This window comes from Actinomyces stomatis (assembly GCF_031292835.1).
Taxonomy (GTDB): Bacteria; Actinomycetota; Actinomycetes; order Actinomycetales; family Actinomycetaceae; genus Actinomyces; species Actinomyces stomatis.
In genome coordinates this window covers 17,271-42,582 of the sequence record NZ_JASPEP010000009.1, presented here as the reverse complement: position 1 = coordinate 42,582, position 25,312 = coordinate 17,271, and the positions used below count along the sequence as shown (strand labels likewise).

The window sequence follows — 25,312 nt, the reverse complement described above, 5'->3', positions numbered from 1 at the left end:
GCGCACGGTGTCGGAGGGGCCGTCTAAACTCTCCTGCGTGGCACTTACCATCGGAATCGTCGGACTGCCCAACGTCGGCAAGTCCACCCTGTTCAATGCTCTGACCCGCGCGACCGTCCTGGCCGCCAACTACCCGTTCGCAACCATTGAGCCGAACGTGGGGGTTGTGCCCCTGCCGGATGCGCGCCTGGACAAGCTAGCCGAGCTGTTCCACTCCGCGAGGGTGGTCCCGGCGACGGTCTCCTTCGTGGATATCGCCGGGATCGTGCGCGGTGCCAGCGAGGGAGAGGGGCTGGGCAACCAGTTCCTGGCCAACATCCGCGAGGCGGACGCCATCTGCATGGTGACGCGCGCCTTCGAGGACCCGGACGTGGTCCACGTGGACGGCAAGGTGGAGCCGGCCGGGGATATCGAGACGATCAGCACCGAGCTGGTGCTGGCGGACATGCAGACCCTGGAGACGGCGATCCCGCGCCTGGAGAAGGAGGTGCGGGGCAAGAAGACGGAGCCCGTGGTGCTGGAGACGGCGCAGGCGGCCCTCAAAGTCCTGGAGGAGGGGACGCTGCTGTCCGCCGGGGCGGAGGCCGCCGGCATCGACGCGGAGGTGCTCAAGACCTTCCAGCTCATGACCACCAAGCCCTTCATCTACGTGTTCAACATGGACGATGCCGGGATGAGCGACGAGGCCCGCCAGGCCGAGCTGCGTGAGCTGGTGGCGCCGGCGGAGGCGATCTTCCTGGATGCCCAGTTCGAGGCCGAGCTGGTCGAGCTGGAGCCCGAGGAGGCGGCGGAGATGCTGCACGAGAACGGGCAGGAGGAGTCCGGCCTGGACAAGCTGGCCCGGGTCGGCTTCGACACCCTGGGGCTGCAGACGTACCTGACGGCGGGGGAGAAGGAGTCCCGCGCGTGGACGATCCGCAAGGGCGCGACGGCGCCCCAGGCGGCGGGCGTCATCCATACTGATTTTGAACGGGGCTTTATTAAGGCCGAGATCGTGAGTTATGATGATTTAGTCCAGTACGGCAGCGTTGCCGAAGCCCGCGCTCACGGCCGAGTGCGCATGGAAGGAAAAGACTACGTGATGAGCGATGGGGACGTGGTGGAGTTTAGGTTTAACATATGAATATGTAGAGATTTAGATTAAGCTGACCTCAATGTCCAGGTCAACACCGCAACTAATGTAATGTTGATCTGCGCAGATATGCAGATCATGCCGTCGTAACCCACCCCAAAAGAATGCCGTTAGGTATGGAGGTGAATCACAGGGTGAGCGGTTGGTCCTGCTATTTTCTTGTGGTGCGTGAGCGACGTGGTGCCAATCTAGTGGACAAGACTTGTTCCCCTGCCGGCGTGAGCAGTGAACACCCTCGGAATCTTATTATTCTTGCGCGGTGCCCATCTCCGCAGCATTTATGTACGTTGCGTTTACTCCCATCACTAACAATCTGCTGCCGCTATTCCACTCCCGTTTACAAGAACCAGGGTAATCCCTGTGAATAGTTTTCACCGTCTATATCACTGCTCAGTTATCAGTAATTACTAACTGACGAGTAGATCTCCAAATTTGCTTTAAACTCAACAATATTAATGGATGCAATTCTAGTATGATTGAGAGGCGCTTCTTAGTGGATATAAAAAGTGGTGGCATCGTCGAATGAAATAATAGGTAAAAAGGGTTCTAGAAAACATGAGTAATACCCCATACATCAAGCGAGTGATCCTTAAGAACTTTAAAGGGTTTGAGAGCTATGAACTACGCTTCCACTTCGGGATGAACATCTTGACTGGAACCAATAACGCTGGAAAATCCACAGCAATAACAGCACTGCGACTCTTCTCGGCCATCCTCCCGACTTTGCGACGCTCCAAACCTACGACTGTAATAGTAGAGGACGAATATAAGGGGCGCGGTTGGAAAGTAACGAAAAAGGCGCTACAGGACGCCGCTATTACCGTTGACAACTTATATCATAATTTTAACGACGAGCAACCTGCAATAATTAGCATATACAACAATCATAATGATCAAATTACGATTCTGTGGCCTCCTTTCTCTAAGGAGCAGTATCCTTTCGTGTTCTTTAAAGTCGCCGACGGGACGAGAACGTCGAAGTCTACTTTTGAAGTTATGAAAGAACGGTTTCCGATCGTTGGCGCAATTCCAACCCTAACTCCTCTTGATAACAATGAAGCGACTAGAGAAAAATCCACATGGAAACCACGAATTAATTCTAAAGTATCGTCTCGCTATTTCAGAAATGCATTAAGTTCTCTTAGCGATGTAGAGTTTACCGAGTTTGCGGAGTACTTGACGGCTCACACGCCTGAAATTCAAAACCTACGAAAAGAACAGTTAACCTACTCGAACAATAAGGCGTATCTTAACGTTTTTTATGACGAGTCTAATGCTCGCTATCCTCGGGAACTTCGGTGGGCTGGAGATGGAATTCAAATATGGATACAAGTTTTATTTCATATCTGGCGAAACAGAGATAAAGAAGTTCTTCTTTTAGATGAGCCTGATGTGTTTCTGCACCCCGATCTTCTGGTGCGCCTTTCGCAGTTGATTCAGTATGAGTTTGAGGCTCAGGCTATCGTTGCGACACATAATGCCGAATTCATATCCTCAGCATCTCACAGCGACGTGATTTGGGTTAACAGAATGGAGTCCAGATCTCAGAGAACCAAAGGGTCTGATAACTTGTCAGAGGTTATATCAGCTCTTGGAAGTAGTTTCCAGTTAGGCCTCAATCGTGCTCTTCGATTACCATATATTCTATTTGTAGAAGGAAAGGACCGAGACCTCATTATACCGTTAGCGCGAACTCTAAAATTAAGGAATCTGAGCCAGACCGTAGGGTTCTCGATTTTGGCATTGAATGGGATTGAAAATCGTGAGAGAGTTTCTCATTTTAGTACAATAATGAACGAACTTGGGGGGAATGTAAAGTGTTTCATATTATTAGATGGGGATGGGCGCTCCTCGGAAGAAAACAATGAACTTATGTCCCGATTTGTGAGGGACCCAAAACGCCTCGATTGGCATATCTGGGAACGACGAGATATTGAGAGTTACCTTATTTGTCCTTCAGTGCTTTGTCGACTGGCTGCAATCTCTGAAAATGAGTTTGAGGATTTTTTGGCGCTTTACTGTGATGAACACCAGGAAGAAGTTAGAAGTTGGCTGAGTTCTTCTGCGACTAATTTTAGGATACTCGCTAAAGAGAAAGGATATCCAGATGGCAAAGAGGTAAGCAGCCTTATTGCTGGCTCTAACGCAAGATTTAACTCACTTTGGCCTGACCCTCAAGCGCGCTTATCTTTGATCGACCCCAAAAATTTTTTGTCGGAATTCAGGAGACAATTCAAAGGTAACTTTTCAAATGAAGACATTGCGCGTAGTTTCATGAGTGAAGAAATTCCGGATGAGGTATGTCGCGTCCTTCGGAAAATTGAGCACGACCTGAGTGAACTAAGTTAAATGCGCACATGTCTCTATCTATGTTTTAAATGAGGCTGTGCGTGGTTCTGAACATAAATGTTGTAGGTGGTCGCAGGGGAAGTCTTTGGTGTTGATGTTTTCAGTGATTCGTGAATCGTTTCAGCGACAGTCATGAGCGTCCTGATGGATACCTCTTTGAGGTTTGGATTGTGAAGTTATGTCCGATAATCAATTGTGTTCGATGGGGCTCGGGTTCCCGGTGATCATTAATTTACGATGAGGTGAAAAAGTGAGCATGGAGACGGCCTCTGTGGCTACGTGAACCTTCTTGGCGGAGGTTCCGATCCCTCAGGATGTCCTAGGTGTTCTTGTTGAAGGAGAGCAACCCTACGCTCCCTTCAAGACGATGCGCGGCTCTGCGGTATTCACGTCGAAGCGGCTGATCGTACGTGATGTGCAAGGACTGACCGGCAGGAAGGTGGAGGTCTACTCGCTGCCCTACAGTGCCATCAACATGTGGTCGACCGAAAATGCGGGAACGTTCGACATGAACTCAGAAGTCGAGTTGTGGACACGGACGGGTCACATCAAGATCAAGCTCGGGTCCCAGATCGACGTCCGCAAGATCGATAGGCTTATCTCCGCTTGCGTTCTCATGGGTCACTGAGCGTCAGCACTAAGGAGATGGTGAGCATCAGCAATCTGTTGTTGCTGCCGCTGTCGTAATAGAGCGCCACCGCAGACTTTTGGCTGCGGTGGCGCAGTGGATGTGCATCTCCTTCGCTAACGCTGTGTCAGCGATGATCAACTCAGGGCGACGCCACGACCGGCTGGCCCTCGCTGGGCTGGACCACCACGAAGTTCGATCCGTGGAAGGCCAGTTGAAAGGACTCGCCCGAGCCGCATCCAATGAGAGAAACAATTTTGAAACTGTTCTTGATCTGCGGTTTTAGGTTCGCCGACCAGCAGATCGCCAACTGCGGGGCAGTAAAGGTAGGCTGCTGCGAGTTGGCCAGACGCGCCAGCATCCCGTTAGCGGGACCAGGTACCGTCTCATCCTTCGGTGGTATCTGGTCGGAGCTCGGTAAGATTAGGCAGATATGAGGCCTTTTCGGTGCACATCGTCTCTGACTCAGCGTCGGTTCTGAGGGCCTTTGTGCTTCTTCCCGGCGGCGGCGTTGATGGCTTCAGAAAGTTCTTCGTAGGCAATCGAGGGGCCTGCAAGGCTCTCTAAGGTTGCCAGGCCAATAGAATCCTGACCAAGATCCTCCACAGTCCGCTTGGGAAGGACGTGGAAGCGCCATTGCGAGGCCAGGAGCGGGTTGTACTCCTCGTGGGTACGCGCTGTCTGAATCGCGAAAACGTACACGTCAGCGTTGTAGGTGGGAGTCGGCGTCAACCCACCCTCTGTGGACCAGATGCGACTGCGAAGCCCCGTGAACTGAATCGTTGAGAGCTTGTACTGGTCCCACGCCTGGAGATAGGCGGAGGTCTTGACCTCGATCGTGGTCCCATCCGGCGCCAGAACATCGTAAGGATCCCACTCGATCCGCAGTCCAGTCGAGCCGACCGCCTTCGCCACCAGAAACTCGGCCAGGTAGCCTCGAGCATTGTTCATCCGGAGATTGGACAGAGCGAAGCGCCAGAAATCCACGACCGTCGCATCTGTCCCGGCCACCACCTCCTCACCCGACAGGGGCGTAGGCCTGGGTGCGCGGATCGGCGGGGGAGTAGTCACAGAGTCATTGTCTCAACAAGAACGGAGGTGGTTGCTCAGCCCTCAGACATGGACATGAGGGAAGCGATGACCGCCTGCCGCGAACGCCTCTTCGCGGTTGCCGGACGATTACACGGGTGCCGGCAGCTGCGCGCTCGGCCGTCGTCGCCTCGCTCAGGACGATGCCACGACCGGCTGGCCCTCGCTGGGCTGGACTACGACGAAGCCCGGGCCGTGGAAGGCCAGCTGGAAGGACTCGCCCGACCCGCGTCCAATGAGGGAGCCCATCTTGAAGCTGCTCTTGATCTGCGGCTGCAGGTTCGCCGACCAGCAGATCGCCGCCTGCGGGTCAACGAAGGTCGGCTGCTGCGAGCAGTCCAGAAGCAGCGGCGGACCATCGGAGGACACAGCCACCACGCCCTGCCCCTGAACCACGAGGTTGAACAGCCCGCCTGCAAGGAACCCGGCATTGCCCAGCATCCTGATGTCGTAGCCCAGGTGCGCGTCGAAAGCCAGCAGGGACGGCGTGTTCACCGTGATTGCATCACCCTCCAGCTGAAGCAGGAACACGTTCTGCGCACTACGGGCGAAGAACACCTCACCCTGCCCGGCAACACGCATGAGGTTGCCGCCCTCCCCGGTGGCGGCCTTCTTAATCATGCCGCCCAGGCTCCTCGACCCCTGGTAGGAGAAGTCAATGTTCCCCTGGTAGGCGACCATCGCGCCCTGCGCCGCCAGCACCTCCGGGCCCAGGGCCACACGAAGCATCTTGCTGGACTGGACAGTCCAGCGCTGACCGGTCTCCTGCTCACGGTTGGCCTGCTCAAATAGGGGACTGCGCATGGAAGGTACCTCTGTTTCATGGGGCGGGACGGATACGGGGCATTGCCGGTTTCAGTCTACTGACCCGCCCATCCTTGTCGGGCGCGGAATCGCAACGCAATGGGGATCCCTACCCGCACGGGTAGGGATCCCCTCACTCAGCAGCGTTGCGGCTGCCGGCTCTCAGCGCCTCGGCTCAGGCCCTGCGGCGGTAGGCCAACAGCACACCTCCTGCGATCGCGGCCAGCGCCAGGACGAGCGGGATTCCCACATACGCCCCGGTCCGCGCGAGAGGCGATCCGGAGACGTCCTGCGCCGGGGCACTCGATGCCGACCCGCTCGGTGTCGGGTCACTCGATGCCGCCCCGCTCGGTGTCGGGTCACTCGGCGTCGACTCATTTGTCGCTGCCCCGCCAGGCGTCGGCTCACCTGACGTCGACTCACTCGGCGTCGCCTTGCTGGATGCAGAAGGCTTAGGTGTCGCCGACGGCGAGGGCGTGGCCGCCACCGCGGTGTAGGCGTTGGTGAAGGGGGTGCTGACCACCTGGTCCTTCTCAGAGACCGTCACCGTCTGGGCCTCCGGGGCCGTCAGGGCGTAGCCGTCGATCGCGGCCGCCTTGGCATCCTCGGTAACGGTGCACTGCGTACCCGTGGGGACCTTCGGCCCGGAGACCGCCTCGCCGTCGGCCTTGGCCTTCAGTGTGCCCTCGGTTCCGTCGGTGCAGGTGTAGGTGAAGGTGAACTCCTTGTCACCGGCCTGCGCGCCCGTCACGGTCTTCGTCACCTGGAAGGTGCCGGTCTGGCGGGCGTAGACGTTGGTGAAGGACAGGGCGGCGTCCTTGTCCGCGATCGTCACGCTCTGCGCCTCAGGAGTCTTCACGTCGTAGCCGTTGACCTGGGCCGACGACGTCTTCTCCGACACCGAGCACGTCGCCCCGACCGGCAGTGCGGGTCCGGACACGGCAGTGCCGTCTCCGCGAGCCGTCAGCTCGCCCTTCACCTCGCCCTCGACGTCGGAGGTGCAGCTGTACCCGAAGGTGAAGGCCACGTTCTTGTGGGTCTCGGCGCCGTCACCCTCCACCTTCTTCGACACGGTGAAGGTGCTGCGGTCGAGGGTGTAGGTGTTGGTGGCTGAGATGTTGACGGCGGGGTTGTCTCCGCCGAGGACCTCGAAGGTTGCCTTGTCGCCCTGCACGGCAGTGCCGTTCACGGCCAGGGTGGTTGACAGGCTCGTGGCCTTGACGGGGGCGTCCTTCTCGGTGAGTGTGCACGACCCGGTAGGCACGTCGCCCACATGCGCGGTCTCACCAGCCTTGACCACCAGCTGCTTGGGGGAGGCGGTCTTACCGGTGACCTTGTCGGTGCAGGTGTACTCGAAGGTGAACTCCTCCGGTGCCAGCTTGGTGCCGTCGCCCTGGACCGTCTTGGACACCGAGAAGCCCCCGGTCTGGCGGGTGTAGGTGTTGGTCACCGACACGTTCGGAGCCTGGTCCTTGGCGATCGTGGCTGTGGTCGCGGAGTAGGCGGTGGCCAGCGCGTAGCCCTCACGTTGGGCTGAGGTGTTGTCCTCGTTCAGGGTGCACACCGTTCCTGTGGGGAGGGTCGGGCCGCTGACGGTGGTGCCGTCCATGGGGACGTCGAGTGTTCCCTTGGTGCTGTCGGGGTCGTTGCAGGTGTAGCCGACCTTGACGGTCTCACCGGCCTGCGGGGCGTAGTCGCCCTTGACACTCTTCGACACCGAGAACGTACCGGTATCACGGGTGTAAGTGTTGGTGGCGGTCACGGCCACAGTCTGGTCCTTGGCGATGGTCACCGAGTCCTGCGACAGGGTCGAGGCCACCGAGTACCCGTCCTTGGCGGCCGACGCGGCGTCCTCCGCCAGGGTGCAGGAGACCCCGGTCGGGATCTTTGGAGAGGACACGGCTGTCCCGTCCCCGGGGACCGTCAGGGTTCCCTGCACGTCACCGCCGCAGGTGTAGGTGAAGGAGTAGGAGCCATTGGCCGCCCCTTCTGGGCCGCCCTGAACCGACTTGGCGATGGAGAAGGTACCCGTGTCGCGGGTGTAGGCGTTGGTGAAGGGGGCGCTGGCCACCTGGTCCTTCTCAGAGACCGTCACCGTCTGGGCCTCGGGGGCTGTCAGGGTGTAGCCGTCGATCGCGGCTGTCTTGGTGTCCTCGGTGACGGTGCACTGCGTGCCCGTGGGGACCTTCGGTCCGGAGACCGCCTCGCCGTTGGCCTTGGCCTTCAGTGTGCCCTCGGTCCCGTCGGTGCAGGTGTAGGTGAAGGTGAACTCCTTGTCACCGGCCTGCGCACCCGTCACGGTCTTCGTCACCTGGAAGGTGCTGCGGTTGAGGGTGTAGGTGTTGGTGGCTGAGATGTTGATGGCGGGGTTGTCTCCGCCGAGGACGTCGAAGGTTGCTTTGCCGTCTTGGGCGGGGGTGCCGTTCACGGCCAGGGTGGTTGACAGGCTCGTGGCCTTGACGGGGGCGTCCTTCTCGGTGAGTGTGCACGACCCGGTAGGCACGTCGCCCACATGCGCGGTCTCACCAGCCTTGACCACCAGCTGCTTGGGGGAGGCGGTCTTGCCGGTGACCTTGTCGGTGCAGGTGTACTCGAAGGTGAACTCCTCCGGTGCCAGCTTGGTGCCGTCGCCCTGGACCGTCTTGGACACTGAGAAGCCCCCGGTCTGGCGGGTGTAGGTGTTGGTCACCGACACGTTCGGGGTCTGGTCCTTGGCGATCGTGGCTGTGGTCGCGGAGTAGGCGGTGGAGACCGCGTAGCCCTCACGTTGGGCTGAGGTGTTGTCCTCGTTCAGGGTGCACACCGTTCCTGTGGGGAGGGTTGGGCCGCTGACGGTGGTGCCGTCCATGGGGACGTCGAGTGTGCCCTTGGTGCTGTCGGGGTCGTTGCAGGTGTAGCCGACCTTGACGGTCTCACTGGCCTGCGGGGCGTAGTCGCCCTTGACACTCTTCGACACCGAGAACGTACCCGTGTCACGGACGTAGGAATTCGTGAAGGCCGCCGTCGCGACCGGCTCAGCCGGGTCCTTGACGGTGATGGTCTGGGCCTCGGGGGCTGTCAGGGTGTAGCCGTCGATCGCGGCTGTCTTGGTGTCCTCGGTGACGGTGCACTGCGTGCCCGTGGGGACCTTCGGTCCGGAGACCGCCTCGCCGTTGGCCTTGGCCTTCAGTGTGCCCTCGGTCCCGTCGGTGCAGGTGTAGGTGAAGGTGAACTCCTTGTCACCGGCCTGCGCACCCGTCACGGTCTTCGTCACCTGGAAGGTGCCGGGCGCCTTGGCGACGTCGGCCGTGTTGTTGAGGGTCACCTTGGTCGACACCCGGTCGCCGATCGTCAGAGTGTTGGTCTCCGTCCTTCCGACCGCGAAGACCGGCTTGCCCCAGGCATACCCCGAAGGAGCGGGAGAGGCCTGGTCGATGTCCTCGGACAGGGTGACGACGGTTCCCTTGGGGAAGGTGCCCTGGAAGGTGTTGGTCTTGCCGATACTGATGTTGAGGACGGCCGTGCCGGAGAGACCATCGGCGTTGAGCGTACCCGGGGCCTGCCAACCGGCGTATCCGCTGGCGGGGCCGGGCAGCACGTAATCGACCTTGACCGGCAGGGTCGTGTTTGCGACGTCGACGGCGTCCAGGGCCGCACCGCCCAGGGTCTTGGAGACCTCGAAGCCGCCGAAACCGGGGGCCATGTCCACGGTCACCTTGAACGAGTCGGCGTAGCTACGGGTGAACTCGCCATGAGCCTCGGAGTGGTTGAGCGAGGCGGCGTTGGTGTACTGCGCGCCGGCGATGGCCTTACCGTTCTGGGAAGTGAATGTCACCGGGTAGGAGATCCTGTAGTTGGAATCAGGAGCAAAAGGGCCCGTCACCTTGATCGTGGCGACCTGCCCCTGGATGTCCACATCCAGGTCGAAGTCTCCGTACTTCGTGCTCAGGTCCTTGCCCGCTGCGCTGGTCAGGGACACCCCGGAGATGCCGGGCTCGGCGGCGCTGTTGCGCAGTCCGAGGTACCACCTGTTCTTGTCACCATTGAAGGTCATGCCCGAGCCGAGCGTATCCGTGATGGTAATGGTCTCACGGGTCTGACCGTCCGAGGCGATCGGGCTGTCCCCCTTGGCCAGCTGCTCCTTGATGTAGTCCGAGCCGAAGTTGACCTCCCACGTCATAGTGGAGGAGGCCGACGTGATGACCGAGGAGACCTTGCTGAACTTGAGAGCCGTGTAGCTCCGTGCAGCGGGGCCCTTGATGCCGCCGGCGCCGGGCAGGCGGACGCTCACCTTCTGGCTGCCGTTGACGGTCATATCCACTGACTGGGCCGTCGTGGCCTGGGTGATGAGGAGCAGTGCCTGGCCCGAGCCCTTGAAATCCTTGAATCCCGCTGCCTTGAGCTCTTCAACCTTGTCGCCGAAGGTGCACTCCATGGTCCTTTCCGTCAACTTGCACGCACCCACCTCGGTGGACGTGCCGTTGTAGGGAAGGTTGAGGGGGACGGTTTTCGGGTTCTCCAGGTTCTTGAAATTAGCGCCGAGGTCGATGGAGAAGGAGTCCCCCGGGTTGACGGTGGTCTTGGTGGCATCCCACGTGTAGGACAGCTTGGCCACGTCCTGCGTCGTGAGGCCCTCTGATGGGAAGTCGTTGCCGCTGCGGTCTGACTTGACCAGAGCGAGACCAGACAGATTGATGTCGGTGTTGACGGCGGCTTGGGCCTGCAAGGGCACGATCATGCTCGCAAGCAGTGTCAGGAGGGCGAGCCAGGCGGCCGGCGACTGCCCCCTAGACGCGGTGCGTCTGCGATCGGCAGGAACCTGCATGTATACATCCTCTTCACTAGGGATCGGCGGTCTGGGGATGACCGTGAGTAACTGGTGAATAGTATCGTGATGAGGAAATTCAGAACAAGGGTTGTGGTGTGCCTGACGAGAGCTTTGGGGGTGTTATCAGAATGTCATAGAAATGTTGTGAAAAAGATATCTTTGGGGCTGCTCAAAAAGTGTTTCACCCTGTGTTTTCGTTGTGATTCGGGGGTGCCTTCGTGTGGAGAGGGTGTTCGTATTTGTTCGGTTCGGAGGGCGTTTATCTTACTTCGTGAATGAGTTTCGAGGTATAGGTCTGCTTGTGTTGAGAAATGTCGGTGTCGCTGTTTGGGCTTCTTGATAAATGGGGGAGTGGTTTCTTGGAGGCATTCAAGGGCGGTGGGGTAATTTCGTCTGACGTTGAAGCTGTGGTGCGATTCCTCGTCCATTTGCCTCACTCATGATGTGGCCTCTGAGCCTTGAGTCGCTCTCGTGCTCGCCGGCGAGTACGAGAACTCGCGGGAGGTCGCTCGCTGATTCGGTCGCCTAAAAACGCCCATCGCCCCCTGGCGCCTGCGAACGTAGTCTCGTGCCTCCTGATCTCATCAGCGTGGCCGCCACAGGGTGGTGGTGTCCAAATCGGTGACAAAGGAGCCCCGGTGTCGCCAGGTCGGTAGAAGAAACGTTGGAATCATGCGGTTTTTTCTTGTCGGTTCTGCCCCGTTCCAGGCCTTTGTCACCGATTTGGACACCGCCAGGTGTCTCGTTCGTGAGGGCGGAGGTCCGCTGGGCGCCTACAGCGGCGCCGGGTCCACCTGTGCTCGATCCGCGTCGGCTCACCTCGCCGGATGTGAGCAGAGGTGACGCACGCGAATCGAGTATCACCAGGGGAGCTGAAGGAAGCGTCTGTAGGCTGTGCCAGGGCCGGCTCTGGGGTAAACCTGGTTGAGCCCCGGAACTACTGAGCCTCTCTCCCGGGCTGGCCGCAGTCAGTTCGGACTCAGTGCAGGAAGGGAAGCCGGCAGCCTCATGACCATCGACATGATCGTCGCACTCATTGGCGCCTCGGTTGTCGCTTACACGATCGCCAACAGGTTCCGCCTCATCGCCCCTGTGCTCCTCATCGCCGCTGGCGTGGGGGTGGCTTTCCTTCCGTTTGGGGAGGAGATGTACCTGCCCAGCGCCGTGGTTCTCACGATCTTCCTGCCGATCCTCCTGTACTGGGAGTCGCTGTCAGTCTCCCTCAACCGCATGCGCCGAAGCCTGCGCGGCATCATCCTCAGCGCCACGGTCCTCGTTGCCATCACGGCTGCCCTCATCACCCTCATCGGTGTTCTCACGGGGCTGAGCGTAGGAGCCGCTCTCCTCATCGGGGCCTGCCTCGGCCCTACCGACGCCACCGCCGTCTCCAGCCTGGGACGTGGCATCAACCCCAACGGTCGCACCGTCCTTCAGGCCGAGTCGCTTCTCAACGATGGCACCGCCCTGGTCATCTTCGCCCTCGCCCTCCAAGCCGCGCAAGACTCCTCCGGCGTCACCTTCGGCCTCGTCGCACATCAGCTCCTTCTGTCCTTCGGGGGAGGAATCGGTGCAGGAGTCCTCGTCGGTGCGGCAGTCACGAAGATCGGCATCCGGGTCCGCACCATCACCGACGACCCCATGCTGGCGACGATCACCGCCCTGGCCACCCCGTTCCTCACCTTCTTCGTCGCCGAGGAGGTCGGCGGCTCGGGCGTGCTCGCCGTTGTCACATGCGGAATCGTCGTCTCCCGCTTCGCCGCCCCGCACATGTCCCTCGGCTCGCGAGTCCTCGGCATCCCGTTCTGGACGATCCTCACCCACATCCTCAACACCATTCTTTTCGTCATGGTGGGGGTGGAGCTCCCCGGTATCGTCGCTGAGCTACCCCGCGCTGATCTCATGCGCGGCCTCATCCTCATCCCCATCATCTACATCGCTATGGTGGCGGGGAGGTTCGGCGGGCAGCACCTCATGATCTACTCCATCCGTGCCCTTGATCGCCGCCCCGAGCAGCGCCTGCGCCGCACCAATATCCGTGGTCGCATCGTCTCCACGGTTGCCGGCTTCCGAGGCGGAATCTCACTGGCGATGGCACTGTCCATCCCGGTCTCCTTCGACGGCGCCGCGTACACCGAGCGCAACCTCATCATCCTCGTCGTTGCCGGCGCGACCCTCCTGTCCCTCCTCATTCAGGGCGTTGCCCTGCCCTACGTGGTCCGTTGGGCCAACGCCAGGCCCTCGGCCGGCGCGCAGACCGCTGAGTCAGTCGAGTCGCAGGAGACCGAGGCCCTCGCCGACATCCTCGCCGACACCATCAGTCAGCTCGATGCCATCGCAGAGCGCGCGGGCGTCGACGACGCCGCAGCCATCGAGGCGGTGCGCGCCGATTACCGACGTCGCCACGAGTCCGTGCTCAATTCGGCCACAGAGGGTGAGGCGCGCGTCTACTGCGGCTCGGAGAGCACGCTGCGGCTCGCCGTTATCGAGCATCTGCGCGAGCGCGTACACGGCCTGCGCTTCGCCGGCCGCATCGACGACTCCACCGCCTCGCGAGTCAACCGGCGCTTCGACGCCGAGACCCTCCACGTCAACGGCCCCCTCGACGTCGAGTGAGTCGTGGGTGAAGACGGAGGACGGCAATGAGGAGGTGGGGTGCCGGCGCACCCCACCTCCTCATTCACCGGCTAGTCCATGGAGTGGACCTGCAGGTAGTCGATGTCGAACTGCGCTTCCTTGAAGTTCCTGGTGTCCAGCTTCCCCCAGTAGTGGCTCCCCGTCTGTGTAATGAGGAGGAGGTGGTAGGGGGTGTTGGCGCCGAAGCAGCGATCGAAGGCCTGCTGGTTGCTGGATCGCAGTACCTCATGGAATCGCTGGTTGTCGAAGAAGAACGTGATGCGTTCCGGAGTCTTCTCCATCCGGTAGGTGTGCCAGGCGCTCAAGTTCGGCTTGTTGCTGATGCCCTTGCCGCTCTTGTTCTTCCCGGACTGGTCGAAGTGGACCGTCGACTCAGCGACTCCTTTGGCCCGGCCGCCCCCGTAGGTCTCGACGATATCGATCTCTCCGCCATTCGCGGCCCCGTCCGGCCTCAGCCAGATTCCGGCCCACAGGCCGAGGTTGCTCTGAGGGAAGCGCGCTCGTACTTCGACGGCGCCATAGACGAAGGAGAAGAGCCCTTCGGTGGTCAGTGATGCCTCGTTGACGTGACGAACGGTTCCGCCCTTGTCGTACCTGTTCTGCCAGCCGGTCTTGGTGGTTGAGCGCTTGCGCCAGAACAGGTGGCCGGCTCCGCCACTCACGCTGTGGCTGTCATGCGTGATGACCCCCCAGTCGTAGTCCGTGTACGTGTCGCCCCTGGGCTCCTTCTCCCGCCACCGTGCGGTGCTGAAATCTGAGCCATCCGTGAACTGCTCATCGAAGATCAGAGTGCTGAAGGAACGTGATGGAGTGCTTGCGAACGCTGCGGTGGGTGCGAGTGCACCTGCGGCTGTGGCTCCGGCACCCAGTCCGAGGGTGGCGATCAGTGAACGTCGTGTCAAAGGGCTCATTGTTCTCCTTCTACAAGATACACGAGTGGTATTTCCGGTTGGCATCTGATTTATTCTTGGCATCGTCCCCTTGTGTTGCCAGCACGTACGCATCTTGTGAGCGCTCGCCTGGAGTCGTCGTATCGTCACGCAGAAGGTGGTCTGCGATTGTTGTTATCCTACAAGTCAATTAATCGCTCGTCCCATGAACGGGATACTTGTTGTGGGCAGTCTGAGAACGGCCTTATTGGTGCGGAAACACGCAGTGAGGGGTGGGACGCGCCGGCGCCCCACCCCTCAGTCAGTGCTCAGAGCCGGGTCGAGCCGGCTCATCGCGTGTTCAGTTCTTCGTGCGACGAGCCCGCAGAAGCAGGTACCCGCTCGCCGGGTGTGAGTGTCGGTTACGTAGGTCGTATGCGTCGCCTACGCCACCGACTGCAGCGGCACACTGCTCTCGAGTTGCTCGCGCAGCGCCCGGCGCGCAAGCCTGGGCTCGTAGTGGCTCTGCAGGTTCATCCAGAGCTCAACAGATGTGTCGAAGTACTTGGCCAGTCGTACAGCGGTGTCCGCGGTGATGCTGAGCTTGCCGTGCACGATCTCGTTGATGCGGTGCGGGGGCGCGTCGATGGCCGTGGCGAGCTTGTTCTGAGTGATCCCGAACCCCTCGATGAAGTCCTCCAGGAGGACCTCGCCCGGGTGAATCGGGTCGATTCGGTCAGCGTCAGTGGTAGTCGACGAGCTCGACATCATCTGCCCCTCCTCATCAGTGCTGGTCCTCTCGTAGGAAGTGCCCCCGGTGGCCACTGCTGAGGTCGATGAGGCGCGGCAGGTGACTGTTCGAACCGCGTCAAGGAGGGAGAGAGAGTCTGCAACCCCTTCTCCTAGATGGTACCGTATTCTGGTACCAATGGAGAAAGGAGGTGTTCTCGTGTCCATCAGTGCAAGCGAGGCGCGCAAGACGTTGTACCCGCTCATCGAGCGAGTCAACGCCGATCATGACGCTGTTGAGATCGTGTCGCGTAAGGGCCGTGCTGTTCTTATGCCCGCCGACGAGTACGCCGCTTGGCAGGAGACTGCGTACCTGTTCCGATCACCTGAGAACGCACGACGCCTTCTTGATGCGTATGACCGGGCTCGTGCGGGCCAGACGGAGATGCATGACCTCGACCGGGAGGACTGATGCGTCTCGTATGGGACCCGTCCGCTTGGGAGGACTATAAGCACTGGCAGAAGGCGGACCGCCGGATCCTTAAACGGGTTAACACGCTCATCGATGCGGCCCTTCGTGATCCTTTCGCCGGCATTGGTAAACCCGAGCAGCTCAAGTACGGCGCCTCAGGCGCGTGGTCTCGAAGGATCACCGACGAACATCGCCTCGTGTACCTCGTTGCTGGCGACGACCTGGTGATTCTCCAGGCTCGCTACCACTACTAATAGTGAAGGTGACCGTCTCACCGATGAGTGCAGCAGTCGACTGCTGACTGCCAGGTAAACAGGTCTACATGGGCTCGATCTGTGCGAGGTCAGTTCTCCGGATGCGAGCAGAGGTCACGCACGCAGATCTCCCTACCCTGCGGCCTGCCGGCACCCGGTGTCGAGCCCGGTCCCCCGGTTGGGCTGCTCCACTGCGGCGGTCAGCGTCGCCGCCGCGCAGGACGGCACTGAGGGGTGGGACGCGCCGGCGCCCCACCCCTCAGTCAGTGCTCAGAGCCGGGTCGAGCCGGCTCATCGCGTGTTCAGTTCTTCGTGCGACGAGCCCGCAGAAGCAGGTACCCGCCGACAACCGCGACACCCGCAAGGCCCAGGACAAGCAGCGCGTTGGCCCCCGTCCGAGACAGGCTGCGCCCGGTCTTCGCCGCATGCGTCGGCGAAGCGCTCGGCGCACTGGCGCCACCGGTCGGCTGTGCCATGGTGCCGTCAGTCGGCCGATCAATCTCATCGGACTCCATGCCCGGCTTCGACGTCGCCGCCGCGTTCCGGCTCGGTGCCGGGCTCGCACTCGACGTCGGCTGCCCCGACTGCGTCGGCACCGCGGTCGCTCTCGGGGTCACCACTGACGGCGCCCGACCCGTCGCGCCCGGCGCGGGAGCCGAGCTCGGCTGCGGAGCCGGATTCTCCGACGGCGCAGCACTGGGCTGCGTGCTCGGTGCCTGCGTGGGCTCAGCAGAAGGCTCCGCCGTCGGGGTCTGCGTCGGCTCGGTCGCCGGAGCGGATGACGTCTCCGGTGCAGGCGCAGCGGTCGGTCCAGCGCTCGGCTCAGGCGCAGAGGACGGCTCAGGGGCCGGTGTGGGCTCAGCGCTCGGGGCAATCGTGGGCTCCGGCGCCGGGGCGCTGCTCGGCTCAGGTGCGGCGCTCGGCTCGGGCGCAGAGGACGGCTCAGGGGCCGGCGTGGGCGCAGCACTCGGCGCGGCCGACGGCGTCGGCGACGGGGCCGGGCTCGGCTCCGGCTGCTTCTGGCCGCACTGCTCGCCGAGCCAGTTCATTGTGAAGTTGCGGTACCAGATGCCTCCGTAGCTCGCTCCCTCACTGGCGTCCTCACTGAGCAGGCCGATGCTGCCGTCGGACTGCACCGCGATCGTCGTGTAGCCGACGAAGGGCTCGTGGAAGACCTTGCTGGTCGTCCAGGAGGCGCCGTCGTCGCAGGACATTGAGATGGTGCCGCGGTCACGCGACCACGGCCGCGGGTTCGGCGAGTGGCTCAGCAGCAGCACCTTGGCGCGCGGGTCGTCGGGGGCGGCGTTCGGGAAGGCCCGGATGATCTGGGCGTTGTCCACCGAGTCGGGCAGGTTCTCGTCGGACACCGGCTCGCTCCAGGTCTGCCCGCCGTCGGTGGACCGGGCCACCTTGCGGAAGCCGGAGCCGTCCGAGGCGCGCGAGTTGAGCATGAGGGAGCCGTCGGAGAGCTCAACGACCTTGTTCTCATCCATGCCGGTCCCGGTCGGCTGACCGGCCTGCCAGGTCTTCCCGTGGTCGTCGGAGTAGACCGAGACCGCCTGCACCGCGCCGCCGGCGGTCCTGATCGTGTACTGCTGCACCAGGCGCCCGGCGTGAGGGCCGTGCTGAATCTGGATGCCCTGGCCCGAGGCCGCGAAACGCGCGGTCCAGGGGTTGTCCTTCGTGATGTCCGCGGTGATCGTGCGGTGCGTCCAGGTCCAGCCGTTGTCCGTGGAGGTCGACACCTCCGCCTGGATGATGCCCCGGTTCTCAGGGTCGGTGCCGGCGCTCGAGCCGCCCCAGCCCTGGTCGTAGGACTTGACGTGGAAGTTGAAGATCGTGCCCGTCTGGTGGTCGACGACATAGCTCGGGTCGGAGTATCCGACCTTCTTGCCGGTCTCCGTGCCCTGGTGGATGTAGGTGGGCGCCGACCAGGTCTTGCCGCCGTCGGTGGAGCGGCGCTGGACGATGTGGTTCGGGTTGGGGGCGTCGCTGCCGCCGTTGCCGTTGTCCTTCGGCCGCTCGTCGTAGGAGACGAGCAGGTCCCCGTTGGGGGCGGTGGTGATCGCTGGGATGCGGTAGTTGTCGGTGGCCGTGTTGGCGGCCAGGTGCTGGGCCTGGCTCATCGAGGCCGGAAGGTCCGTGCTCGCGTCGGGCGCCGGGGCGGGCTCGGCCTGCGGGTGGTTGCCGACGACGTTGATCGGGTTGCCGGTGGCGGTGAGCGTCTGGAGGGCGGTGCCGTCGGTGCCGGTCGCCGTCAGGGTGATCGACGGCGTCCACCGGCCGGCGTCGACGTCGGCCTGCGTGATCGTGTGGGTGAGCGGCTTGCAGTTGTAGACCGCACCGTTGCCCGGCTTGAGGTTGCCCCAGTGGCACTGGCGGGCCAGGTCGTCGAAGGAGGAGCCGGTGGCGGCGACGTTGATCGTCTTGTCCGACACCGAGCGGATGCGCATCGTGTAGCTGACGGTGTCGCCCAGCTTGTAGGTCTCCTGGTTCGACGACGGCGTGAAGGACTCGACCCGCAGCGAGGTGGGCTTGACCGGGCTCGTCGCACCGCTGATCGTCTCCGGGGTGCTGAGGGCCGGGCCGGCGTACTCCACGGCCTTGACCTCGTAGGCGATCTGCGGAGTGAAGCCGCCGGCCTTGAGGTCCTCGGCGGTCACCGTGTGCGTGGCCAGACCGGAGCAGTCGGTCTTGGTCGTCCCGGCGGGGACATTGCGCCAGCGGCACTTGGAGACGTTCCCGGACAGGTTCGTCGAGGCCGGGGCGTAGGAGTGGGCCTCGCCGCTGGTGTTGGTGAGGGTGATGTTGAAGGTCATGACGTCGCCGACGGAGTAGAGCCCGTCGGCGGGGGCATTCACCTGCGTGATGGTGACGTCCGCCAGGCCGTCAGTCGTGGGGGTGGCGTGCACCGGGGGCGCCGCGGCGATCAGACCGGTGGCGGCCAACGGCAAGGAACCCAGGAGGGCGGGCAGGCGCCTCCGGGAGAAGGGACTGTGGGATGTCATAGATGTTCCGTTCTAAAAGGCGAGGCAGCCTTGCCTGCGTCAGGAAAAATGTTGACGACAGATGTCAGATGACTTGCGATAAGGTAACGGAAGATCTCAGTTCTGCAAAGTCGGGCGAGTTGCAGGATGCCTGTCGCTCGCTCTGTGGTATCTAGGGCGCCCCGATGTGGTGTGTCGAGTGGCGGTGGGTCAGGGTTAAGCGGGGCGGTGCCGTGCCGGCGGCGTCGTACGCCTGGGCGGAGTCCCGCTGCGGCCTCCAGTGCGGGGCGGGGGCTGGGTGAGCGACTGGCCCCCGCGCTCACGCCTGTGAGAGGCCTCTGCCGTTGTGCGGTGGGTCGTTTCCCTGGTCAGCGGCACCATCCGCACGGTTGCCGCAGGCGACTTTCGCCCCCGGATCATCCACGGACGGGAGCAGAGCGCCCGTGCTCGCAGCAGTTGGCGCGGCTCCCGGCGCCTACCGCCAGGGAGCCACTGGCAAGGCAATGGACGGCTCGGGGCGTGCTGCTTGGCTTGGAGCTGTCTACCATTTTGTGTACACCGCCCCTCGGGTCAGGGAGATTCTGTGTCGCGTAGGGGGTCGGAGTCTTCAGGGTAGAATGTCAATTCCTGCTTCGGTCCTGAGGCGACCTGCGGTATGCGATCACCGACGAGTTCGAATAAGGAAGTGAGCATGCGGATGTTCTGACGCAAGTCGGCAGTATTCTTGCCGTCTCGGACCGCATATGAGACCCTCATTGTCAGGACATGTCCGTCGGGGTAGCCCCAAGCGAGCAGTGGTCCCGAAGCGTTGTTCTCGTAAGTGAATCCCTGACCTTCCACATTGCTGGAAGAAATCCTCTCCACTTCCTTGTTCTGCATGGCTCGGTCGAACGGGACGGTGGCTACGCCTTCGCCGAAGTCCTCTACGGTGCGCCCCTGGTAGTGGATTTCAATTTTGGAGAAGGCAGTATCGTCGGGGAAGTATATTCTGCAGTGAAGAGTGGGGAGAGTCGTCTCTTTGTTGTGGGGCCGGTCAGCGGGGGCCGGAGTGTGCTCGTAGGCGAATTTCGTGAGTTGGGAGGCGGTTACTTCTTCAATTCGCTGCGCATCCACAAGGTCGCATACGTCAACGTCACTTTTTACGGCACTAGTGATGGATGCTGGTGCGCTGGTTTTGCTGGTTGCGCCGCATCCGCTGAGAGTGAGTGAGAGGCCAACTGCGAGTGATGCGACAATTAAGGGAAGCGTTTTTCCGGCAGTTGTATTTGACTTCACTTCCGTTTCCCCCTCAGTTGTGCCGCGATGGCAGGAGTCGGTACGAATTTCTTGAAACTCGTTGTTTAACGTATCTGAACTTGGAACTCTTGGGTGTGGAGGTATATTCGGGTCGTGATCAGGGTGGACGCGCAGTGCTGCCCGCCGAGCACTTCAGGCGCCTTTTGGGTGGCCGGTCTGAGATATCAGGGAGCCTCAGTCAGGAAGTCGCGCAGGATGGTGTCCATCTGCTCAGCCTCAATGAGGAAGCCGTCATGCCCGTGCAAGGATCTGATCGTCTCGCGCCTCGCGCCGGGGATGCCCCCGGCCAGCTCCTCGGCCTGGGCGGGCAGGAAGAGCCGGTCGGAGTCCACATCCACGACGAGCGTGCGCGCCTGCACGGTCGCCAGCGCCGCCTCGATGCCGCCGCGTCCCGTGCCGACGTCGTGCACCATCATCGAGTGGGTGACGATGAGGTAGGTGTTGGCGTCGAATCGCGCCAGCAGCTTGCCGGCGTGATAGTCCAGGTAGGACTCCACCTGGTAGCGCCCGCCCACCGCCGGGTCCTCCTCGCCCTGGTGACGCCGCCCGAAACGCTCATCCAGCTCGGCGGCACTGCGGTAGGTCGTGTGTGCCAGAGCCCGCGCCAGGCCGAGCCCCCGCACCGGCCCCACCGAGTGGGAGTAGTAGTCGCCGTCGAAGAAGAAGGGGTCGGCCACGATCGCCAGCTCCTGCAGGTGACACCAGGCCAGCTGGTCGGCGGTCGTCGAGGCGCCCGTGGCCACCAGCGCCAGGTTGCGCACCCGCTGCGGGTGGGTGACCCCCCACTCGATCGCCCGGTGCCCGCCCAGCGACGCCCCGATGACCAGGTGGAAGACCTCGATCCCCAGGGCGTCGGCCAGGCGCGACTCGGCCTCGACGGCGTCGCGCGTGGTCAGCCACGGGAAGCGCGACCCCCAGGGGCGCCCGTCCGGCGCCGTCGACGACGGGCCCGTCGAGCCCTGGCAGCCGCCCAGGATGTTGGCCGCCACCACGAAGTAGCGCTCGGTGTCGATGGCCCGCCCGGGCCCGACCAGGTCCGACCACCAGCCTGGCGTCGGGTGCCCGGGCCCCGCCTCACCGGTGACGTGGGAGTCGCCGGTCAGCGCATGCAGTACGAGGACCGCGTTGTCGCGCTGCGGACTCAGCTCCCCCCAGGTCTCGAAGGCCAGGACCGTGTTCGGCAGGACCTCCCCGGACTCCAGGGGCAGGTCCCCGATCTCCAGGAACCGACGGCGCCCCGGCTCGTCGCCGGGCCGCCAGGCGCCCGTGGGGGAGCCGGCCTTGCGGTCCACCAGCTTGGAGGAGGCCGTCCCCACGCCGAAGGCGGCCGGCTCAGTCTCGGTACTGCCGCTGGAGACGGGGTAGGAGGAGGACGTGGTCGCACTCATGGCATGCCGCCTCAGGCCCCGGCCGCCGCGCTCGCGTCGCCCGCCCCGACGGCCCGAGCCGCGGCCAGGCCTCGCTCGAGGTCGGCCAGGATGTCGTCGATGTGCTCGATCCCCACGCTCAGGCGCACGGTCCCGGCGCTGATCCCGGCCGCGGCCAGGCCGGCGTCGTCGAGCTGGGAGTGCGTCGTGGTGGCCGGGTGGATCGCCAGCGAGCGCACGTCCCCGATGTTGGCCAAGTTGGAGAACAGACTCAGGGCATCGATGAAGGCCGCCCCCGCCTCACGCCCGCCGGCCAGGTCGAAGGTGACGATCGAGCCCGCCCCGCGTGGGCAGTACTTGCGGTGCAGCTCGTAGTAAGGGCTTGAGGTGAGCCCTGAGTAACGCACCGAGGCGACGTCGTCGCGCCCCTCGAGCCACGTGGCCACCGCCAGGGCGTTGTCCACGTGCCGCTCCATGCGCAGCGAGAGCGTCTCGATGCCCTGGGCGATGAGGAAGGCCGAGTGCGGCGCCAGCGCGAAGCCGAGGTCGCGCTGGCCCTCGGCGCGCGCCTTGAGGATGAAGGCCAGGTTCGCGCCCAGCGGGCTGCCCACCCCCAGGTCCCGGGCGTAGACCAGGCCGTGGTAGGACTCGTCGGGTGTGTTGAAGCCCGGGAAGCGCTCGGGCTGGGCTGCGAAGTCGAAGCTGCCCGAGTCCACGATCACGCCCGCCACCGACGAGCCGTGCCCGCCCAGGAACTTCGTCGCCGAGGCCACCACGATGTCGGCGCCCCACTCGAAGGGGCGGGTCAGGAACGGCGAGGCCAACGTGTTGTCCACGACCAGCGGGATGCCCAGCTCGTGCGCGGCCGCCGAGATCGCCTCGATGTCGAGGATGTCGCCGCGCGGGTTGGGGATCGTCTCCCCGAAGAAGGCGATGGTGCGCTCGTCGGCCAGCGCCGCCCAGGCGGCCGGGTCACCCGGGTCGTCCACGAAGCGCGCCTCGATGCCCAGCCGCGGCAGGGTGTGGGTGAGCAGGTTCGTGGTGCCGCCGTACAGGGAGGGGGAGGCCAGGATGTTGTCGCCTGCCCCGCCCAGCGTCACGAGGGCGAGGGTCGTGGCCGCCTGCCCCGACGACGTCAGCAGCGCCCCGACGCCGCCCTCCAGCGCCGCGATCCGCTGCTCGACGATGTCATTGGTGGGGTTGGTCAGGCGCGTGTAGATCGGGCCCAGGTCGCTCAGGGCGAAGCGGGCGGCCGCCTGCTCGGCCGACTCGAAGACGTAGGAGGAGGTCTGGTAGATCGGGATGGCCCGAGCGTGGGCGGGTTCGGACATCGGGTCGTGCCCGGCCTGGACCTGCTTGGTCTCGAAGCGCCACCCAGCCGGACTGGTGGGGGAGGGGATCGGATCGGCGCTCCGGGGGGCGGCCTGATCGGGGGTGGTGGGGTGCTGGTCGGTCATGAGGACTCCTTGGTGGTTCCCGGTGACCGGCGGCGATATCAGTGCCACGAGCGGTGCCTGCATCGCGCCTGCGGTTGCGGCGCGGGTGTGGACGGCTGCTTGGAGCCCACTGCGCCCGGCGTCGGAGCCGGCCCGGCAGCTGGAGGGAGCGAGGCGTCGTGTCGCTGAGTCGTCCGCCGTCACCGTCTTTCTGCAACTTCTGCGATGGTGCGGGTGAGGCGGGGACGCGCACGTGGGCCGACGGCGGCGTGCGCGTCAGCTGCGCATTCGCCCCGTAGTGGGGGTGTCCGGCCGAAGGGCCTCAGGACGACGGAACATGCTCCGACTTTAGCGGTTTCCTCCGCGGGTGGTCCAAACGCGTGTCCGCGATGTGGCTGCACAGAGGGCTCGACGCGGGTGCGGCTCCGGTCCGGCGTCCCGTTGCCGAGGGGCTGTGCCGCGGTGTTCGAGGGCCTTTCGCAAACGACGAGCCGGCCGTTTAAACCCTTATTGACCTGCACAAACGGTCATTTGTGTCGGATGTCATATCGGTCACAGCCCTATGACGGCGGCCCGGAGTCCTGTCAACGCAAGCGCAATCCGCTAACTACGGGGATGTAAGTTACGATTGTGAATAGTGTGAATTTTGTTTTCAGATGAGACCAAAGCGACTAGTGTGGTTTTGTCGCATCCGGGCTGACGCTGTCTGCCGTCTTCGTCCCCTCATCCACTCCGCGCCCCCGTGATCTCGCGGAACGGATTCCGGCGGTGGGCCGGCGCCAGTCCCCGGGTGAGGCGTCATCCTCACGTTCAGCCCCATTACGACGGAGAACCCCTGTGATCCCGATCCCCCCAAGACGACACGGACACGGTGTCGTCGCCACCGCAGTCGTGGCCCTGGCATGCACCCTGGCACCGTCGGTGCTGGCCGACCCCGTGGACCAGAGCGACATTGATCGCTCCAAGGCCTCCGAGCGCTCGACCTCCACCTCCATCGCCTCCCTGGAGGCCCAGCTCGCCCAGGAGAGCAGCAACCTGGAAGACGCTCAGATCAAGGCTCAGGTCGCCAACGAGGACTACCTGGCCGCCGTCGATGAGTTCAACACGGCCACCAAGGACGCGCAGACCGCCCAGGCCAACGCCGACGCCGCCGCCTCCAGCACCGCATCCGCCCGTGCCGACCTCGGCTCGATCGTCGTCCAGACCTACCAGGAGAGCGGCAACCCGCTCGACCCGCTCACCCCCTACCTCACCAGCGAGTCGCTGGCGGACCTGGCTGACGCCGACGTCGCCCTGACCCGTGCCGGCGAGAAGAACAACGCCAAGGTCCAGAACGTCGAGGCCCTCGAGACGGTGGCCACGAGCATGCAGGCCATCGCCGATCAGAAGGTCAAGGCCAAGGAGGACGCCAAGACCTCCGCCGCGACCGCCAAGTCCGACGCAGAGACCGCTGCCGGCGACGCCCAGAACGCCGTCGCCACCACCCGGACCAACCGCCAGAACCTCATCACCCAGCTGGCTGCGCAGCGCAACACCACCGTCGAGCTGGAGACGAAGTACCAGAACCAGGTTGAGGCCGAGCGCAAGGCCCGCGAGGAGGCCGCCGCCCAGGCGGCCGCCAAGGCGGCCTCGGAGAAGGCCTCCGCCGAGCGCGCTCAGAAGCAGGCCGAGCAGGCCACCGCCCAGCCCCAGGAATCGACCCCCGCGCCGCAGGAGCAGTCGAGCCAGCCCAGCCCGGGACACCGGGCCTCAGCCCAGGAACCCGCCACCACCTCTCAGCCGGAACCCGAAGCGGTCGATGAGGAGGAGGCAGCTCCCACACCGTCCCCCGAGCCCGCACCGTCCTCGGAGCCCGCACCGGCCCCCGAACCCGCACCATCGCGCTCCGGCAACGCCGCCTCCACCGCCATCAGCGCGGCCATGGGCTACATCGGCACCCCCTACGTGTGGGCCGGGGAGTCGGCGTCGGGCCTGGACTGCTCCGGGCTGACGATGGTCTCCTACGCGGCTGCCGGCGTGTACCTCACGCACTCCTCGCGCGTGCAGTACGGGGAGGGGGACCAGGTCCCGCTCGACGCCGCCCAGCCCGGGGACCTGGTCTTCTGGTCCTCCGACGGCAGTCAGTCCGGCATCTACCACGTCGCCATCTACCTGGGTGACGACACGATGATCGAGGCGCCGACCTTCGGCATGACCGTGCGCGTCACCTCCATGCGCTACTCCGGCGTCATGCCCTACGCGGTGCGTCTCTAAAGCGGGGGCGGGGCGGTAGTCCGGCATCACGCCCTACGCAGTGCGCCTCTAAGGTGGGGCCGGCGGTACACGCGCTCTCGGCCACCATCCGCGCCGCTCCCGCCAACCCGCAGAGATAGTCAACTGCCTTCGAGCACGTATCCCGCCCGCTCCGAATATCGGGGCGGGCGGTTCGTCAGTCGCGAGCTGTGGGGCCGGTGCCGGAG

The 25,312-nt window shown here is 63.3% G+C and carries 17 protein-coding genes; 7 read left to right on the top strand and 10 right to left on the bottom strand.

Translation table 11 applies throughout. The annotated features are described in order from the left end of the window. The first annotated feature begins 37 nt into the window (after window positions 1-37). From ychF to RIV12_RS06920, 3 genes are all read left to right on the top strand, one after another. A complete protein-coding gene (ychF, locus tag RIV12_RS06930) occupies window positions 38-1,123 on the top strand; it encodes a redox-regulated ATPase YchF (RefSeq protein ID WP_309322940.1) in 1,086 nt (361 codons plus the stop codon). 564 nt (window positions 1,124-1,687) lie between these two features. Continuing rightward, window positions 1,688-3,481: an ATP-dependent nuclease gene (locus RIV12_RS06925; RefSeq protein ID WP_309322939.1), complete on the top strand. Its 1,794-nt coding sequence runs from the start codon at window positions 1,688-1,690 to the stop codon at window positions 3,479-3,481. A gap of 289 nt (window positions 3,482-3,770) precedes the next feature. Beyond that, window positions 3,771-4,109, top strand: coding sequence for a PH domain-containing protein (locus RIV12_RS06920; RefSeq protein WP_309322938.1), 339 nt, complete (start codon window positions 3,771-3,773; stop codon window positions 4,107-4,109). 142 nt (window positions 4,110-4,251) lie between these two features. On the opposite strand, the gene RIV12_RS06915 is transcribed toward RIV12_RS06920, so the two are convergent. The 4 genes from RIV12_RS06915 to RIV12_RS06900 form a co-directional block, all read right to left on the bottom strand. After that, window positions 4,252-4,470 (bottom strand): AIM24 family protein, encoded by a 219-nt coding sequence (locus RIV12_RS06915; RefSeq protein ID WP_309322937.1) that lies wholly within the window; start codon window positions 4,468-4,470, stop codon window positions 4,252-4,254. A gap of 104 nt (window positions 4,471-4,574) precedes the next feature. After that, window positions 4,575-5,180: a hypothetical protein gene (locus RIV12_RS06910; RefSeq protein ID WP_309322936.1), complete on the bottom strand. Its 606-nt coding sequence runs from the start codon at window positions 5,178-5,180 to the stop codon at window positions 4,575-4,577. Between the two features lie 153 nt (window positions 5,181-5,333). Then, the gene (locus RIV12_RS06905) at window positions 5,334-6,002 is read right to left on the bottom strand and encodes an AIM24 family protein (protein ID WP_075418376.1); all 669 of its coding nucleotides are present in this window, start codon (window positions 6,000-6,002) and stop codon (window positions 5,334-5,336) included. A gap of 175 nt (window positions 6,003-6,177) precedes the next feature. Further along, window positions 6,178-10,806 (bottom strand): DUF5979 domain-containing protein, encoded by a 4,629-nt coding sequence (locus tag RIV12_RS06900; protein WP_309322935.1) that lies wholly within the window; start codon window positions 10,804-10,806, stop codon window positions 6,178-6,180. Between the two features lie 1,011 nt (window positions 10,807-11,817). On the opposite strand from RIV12_RS06900, the gene RIV12_RS06895 reads away from it, so the two are divergent. Further along, complete coding sequence (locus tag RIV12_RS06895; protein WP_309322934.1) at window positions 11,818-13,422, top strand: cation:proton antiporter; 1,605 nt, start codon at window positions 11,818-11,820, stop codon at window positions 13,420-13,422. 71 nt (window positions 13,423-13,493) lie between these two features. Here the strand turns inward: RIV12_RS06895 and RIV12_RS06890 are convergent, their stop codons facing one another. Both RIV12_RS06890 and RIV12_RS06885 read right to left on the bottom strand, forming a co-directional pair. Then, window positions 13,494-14,354 (bottom strand): glycoside hydrolase family 16 protein, encoded by an 861-nt coding sequence (locus RIV12_RS06890; protein WP_309322933.1) that lies wholly within the window; start codon window positions 14,352-14,354, stop codon window positions 13,494-13,496. 402 nt (window positions 14,355-14,756) lie between these two features. Next, window positions 14,757-15,080 carry a HigA family addiction module antitoxin gene (locus tag RIV12_RS06885; protein WP_309322962.1) on the bottom strand — a complete coding sequence of 108 codons (324 nt, stop codon included), beginning with the start codon at window positions 15,078-15,080 and terminating at the stop codon, window positions 14,757-14,759. Window positions 15,081-15,261: 181 nt separating this feature from the next. On the opposite strand from RIV12_RS06885, the gene RIV12_RS06880 reads away from it, so the two are divergent. Together RIV12_RS06880 and RIV12_RS06875 are read left to right on the top strand one after the other, a co-directional pair. Further along, window positions 15,262-15,513: a type II toxin-antitoxin system Phd/YefM family antitoxin gene (locus RIV12_RS06880; RefSeq protein ID WP_309322932.1), complete on the top strand. Its 252-nt coding sequence runs from the start codon at window positions 15,262-15,264 to the stop codon at window positions 15,511-15,513. Next, window positions 15,513-15,767 carry a Txe/YoeB family addiction module toxin gene (locus tag RIV12_RS06875; protein ID WP_309322931.1) on the top strand — a complete coding sequence of 85 codons (255 nt, stop codon included), beginning with the start codon at window positions 15,513-15,515 and terminating at the stop codon, window positions 15,765-15,767. Before RIV12_RS06880 ends, RIV12_RS06875 begins: the two co-directional genes overlap by 1 nt. A 302-nt stretch (window positions 15,768-16,069) precedes the next feature. Here RIV12_RS06875 and RIV12_RS06870 read toward each other — a convergent pair whose 3' ends face one another. The 4 genes from RIV12_RS06870 to RIV12_RS06855 form a co-directional block, all read right to left on the bottom strand. Continuing rightward, window positions 16,070-18,775 carry an exo-alpha-sialidase gene (locus RIV12_RS06870; RefSeq protein WP_309322930.1) on the bottom strand — a complete coding sequence of 902 codons (2,706 nt, stop codon included), beginning with the start codon at window positions 18,773-18,775 and terminating at the stop codon, window positions 16,070-16,072. A 549-nt stretch (window positions 18,776-19,324) separates the two neighbouring features. Next, a complete protein-coding gene (locus RIV12_RS06865) occupies window positions 19,325-20,029 on the bottom strand; it encodes a hypothetical protein (RefSeq protein ID WP_309322929.1) in 705 nt (234 codons plus the stop codon). Between the two features lie 185 nt (window positions 20,030-20,214). Continuing rightward, window positions 20,215-21,438 carry a homoserine O-acetyltransferase MetX gene (gene metX / locus RIV12_RS06860; RefSeq protein ID WP_309322928.1) on the bottom strand — a complete coding sequence of 408 codons (1,224 nt, stop codon included), beginning with the start codon at window positions 21,436-21,438 and terminating at the stop codon, window positions 20,215-20,217. Window positions 21,439-21,449: 11 nt separating this feature from the next. Further along, window positions 21,450-22,874 carry an O-acetylhomoserine aminocarboxypropyltransferase/cysteine synthase family protein gene (locus RIV12_RS06855; protein ID WP_309322927.1) on the bottom strand — a complete coding sequence of 475 codons (1,425 nt, stop codon included), beginning with the start codon at window positions 22,872-22,874 and terminating at the stop codon, window positions 21,450-21,452. 816 nt (window positions 22,875-23,690) lie between these two features. Here RIV12_RS06855 and RIV12_RS06850 point away from each other — a divergent pair. Next, complete coding sequence (locus RIV12_RS06850; RefSeq protein WP_309322926.1) at window positions 23,691-25,106, top strand: C40 family peptidase; 1,416 nt, start codon at window positions 23,691-23,693, stop codon at window positions 25,104-25,106. Window positions 25,107-25,312 lie beyond the last annotated feature (206 nt).

Excerpts from the sequence above, each read along its gene's own strand:
- RIV12_RS06875 (WP_309322931.1), top strand. The coding sequence starts at position 15,513 with ATGCGTCTCGTATGGGACCCGTCCGCTTGGGAGGACTATAAGCACTGG.
- RIV12_RS06885 (WP_309322962.1), bottom strand. The coding sequence starts at position 15,080 with ATGTCGAGCTCGTCGACTACCACTGACGCTGACCGAATCGACCCGATT.
- RIV12_RS06905 (WP_075418376.1), bottom strand. The coding sequence starts at position 6,002 with ATGCGCAGTCCCCTATTTGAGCAGGCCAACCGTGAGCAGGAGACCGGT.
- RIV12_RS06870 (WP_309322930.1), bottom strand. The coding sequence starts at position 18,775 with ATGACATCCCACAGTCCCTTCTCCCGGAGGCGCCTGCCCGCCCTCCTG.
- RIV12_RS06925 (WP_309322939.1), top strand. The coding sequence starts at position 1,688 with ATGAGTAATACCCCATACATCAAGCGAGTGATCCTTAAGAACTTTAAA.
- metX (WP_309322928.1), bottom strand. The coding sequence starts at position 21,438 with ATGAGTGCGACCACGTCCTCCTCCTACCCCGTCTCCAGCGGCAGTACC.
- RIV12_RS06895 (WP_309322934.1), top strand. The coding sequence starts at position 11,818 with ATGACCATCGACATGATCGTCGCACTCATTGGCGCCTCGGTTGTCGCT.
- RIV12_RS06855 (WP_309322927.1), bottom strand. The coding sequence starts at position 22,874 with ATGACCGACCAGCACCCCACCACCCCCGATCAGGCCGCCCCCCGGAGC.
- RIV12_RS06915 (WP_309322937.1), bottom strand. The coding sequence starts at position 4,470 with ATGCTGGCGCGTCTGGCCAACTCGCAGCAGCCTACCTTTACTGCCCCG.
- RIV12_RS06890 (WP_309322933.1), bottom strand. The coding sequence starts at position 14,354 with ATGAGCCCTTTGACACGACGTTCACTGATCGCCACCCTCGGACTGGGT.
- RIV12_RS06900 (WP_309322935.1), bottom strand. The coding sequence starts at position 10,806 with ATGCAGGTTCCTGCCGATCGCAGACGCACCGCGTCTAGGGGGCAGTCG.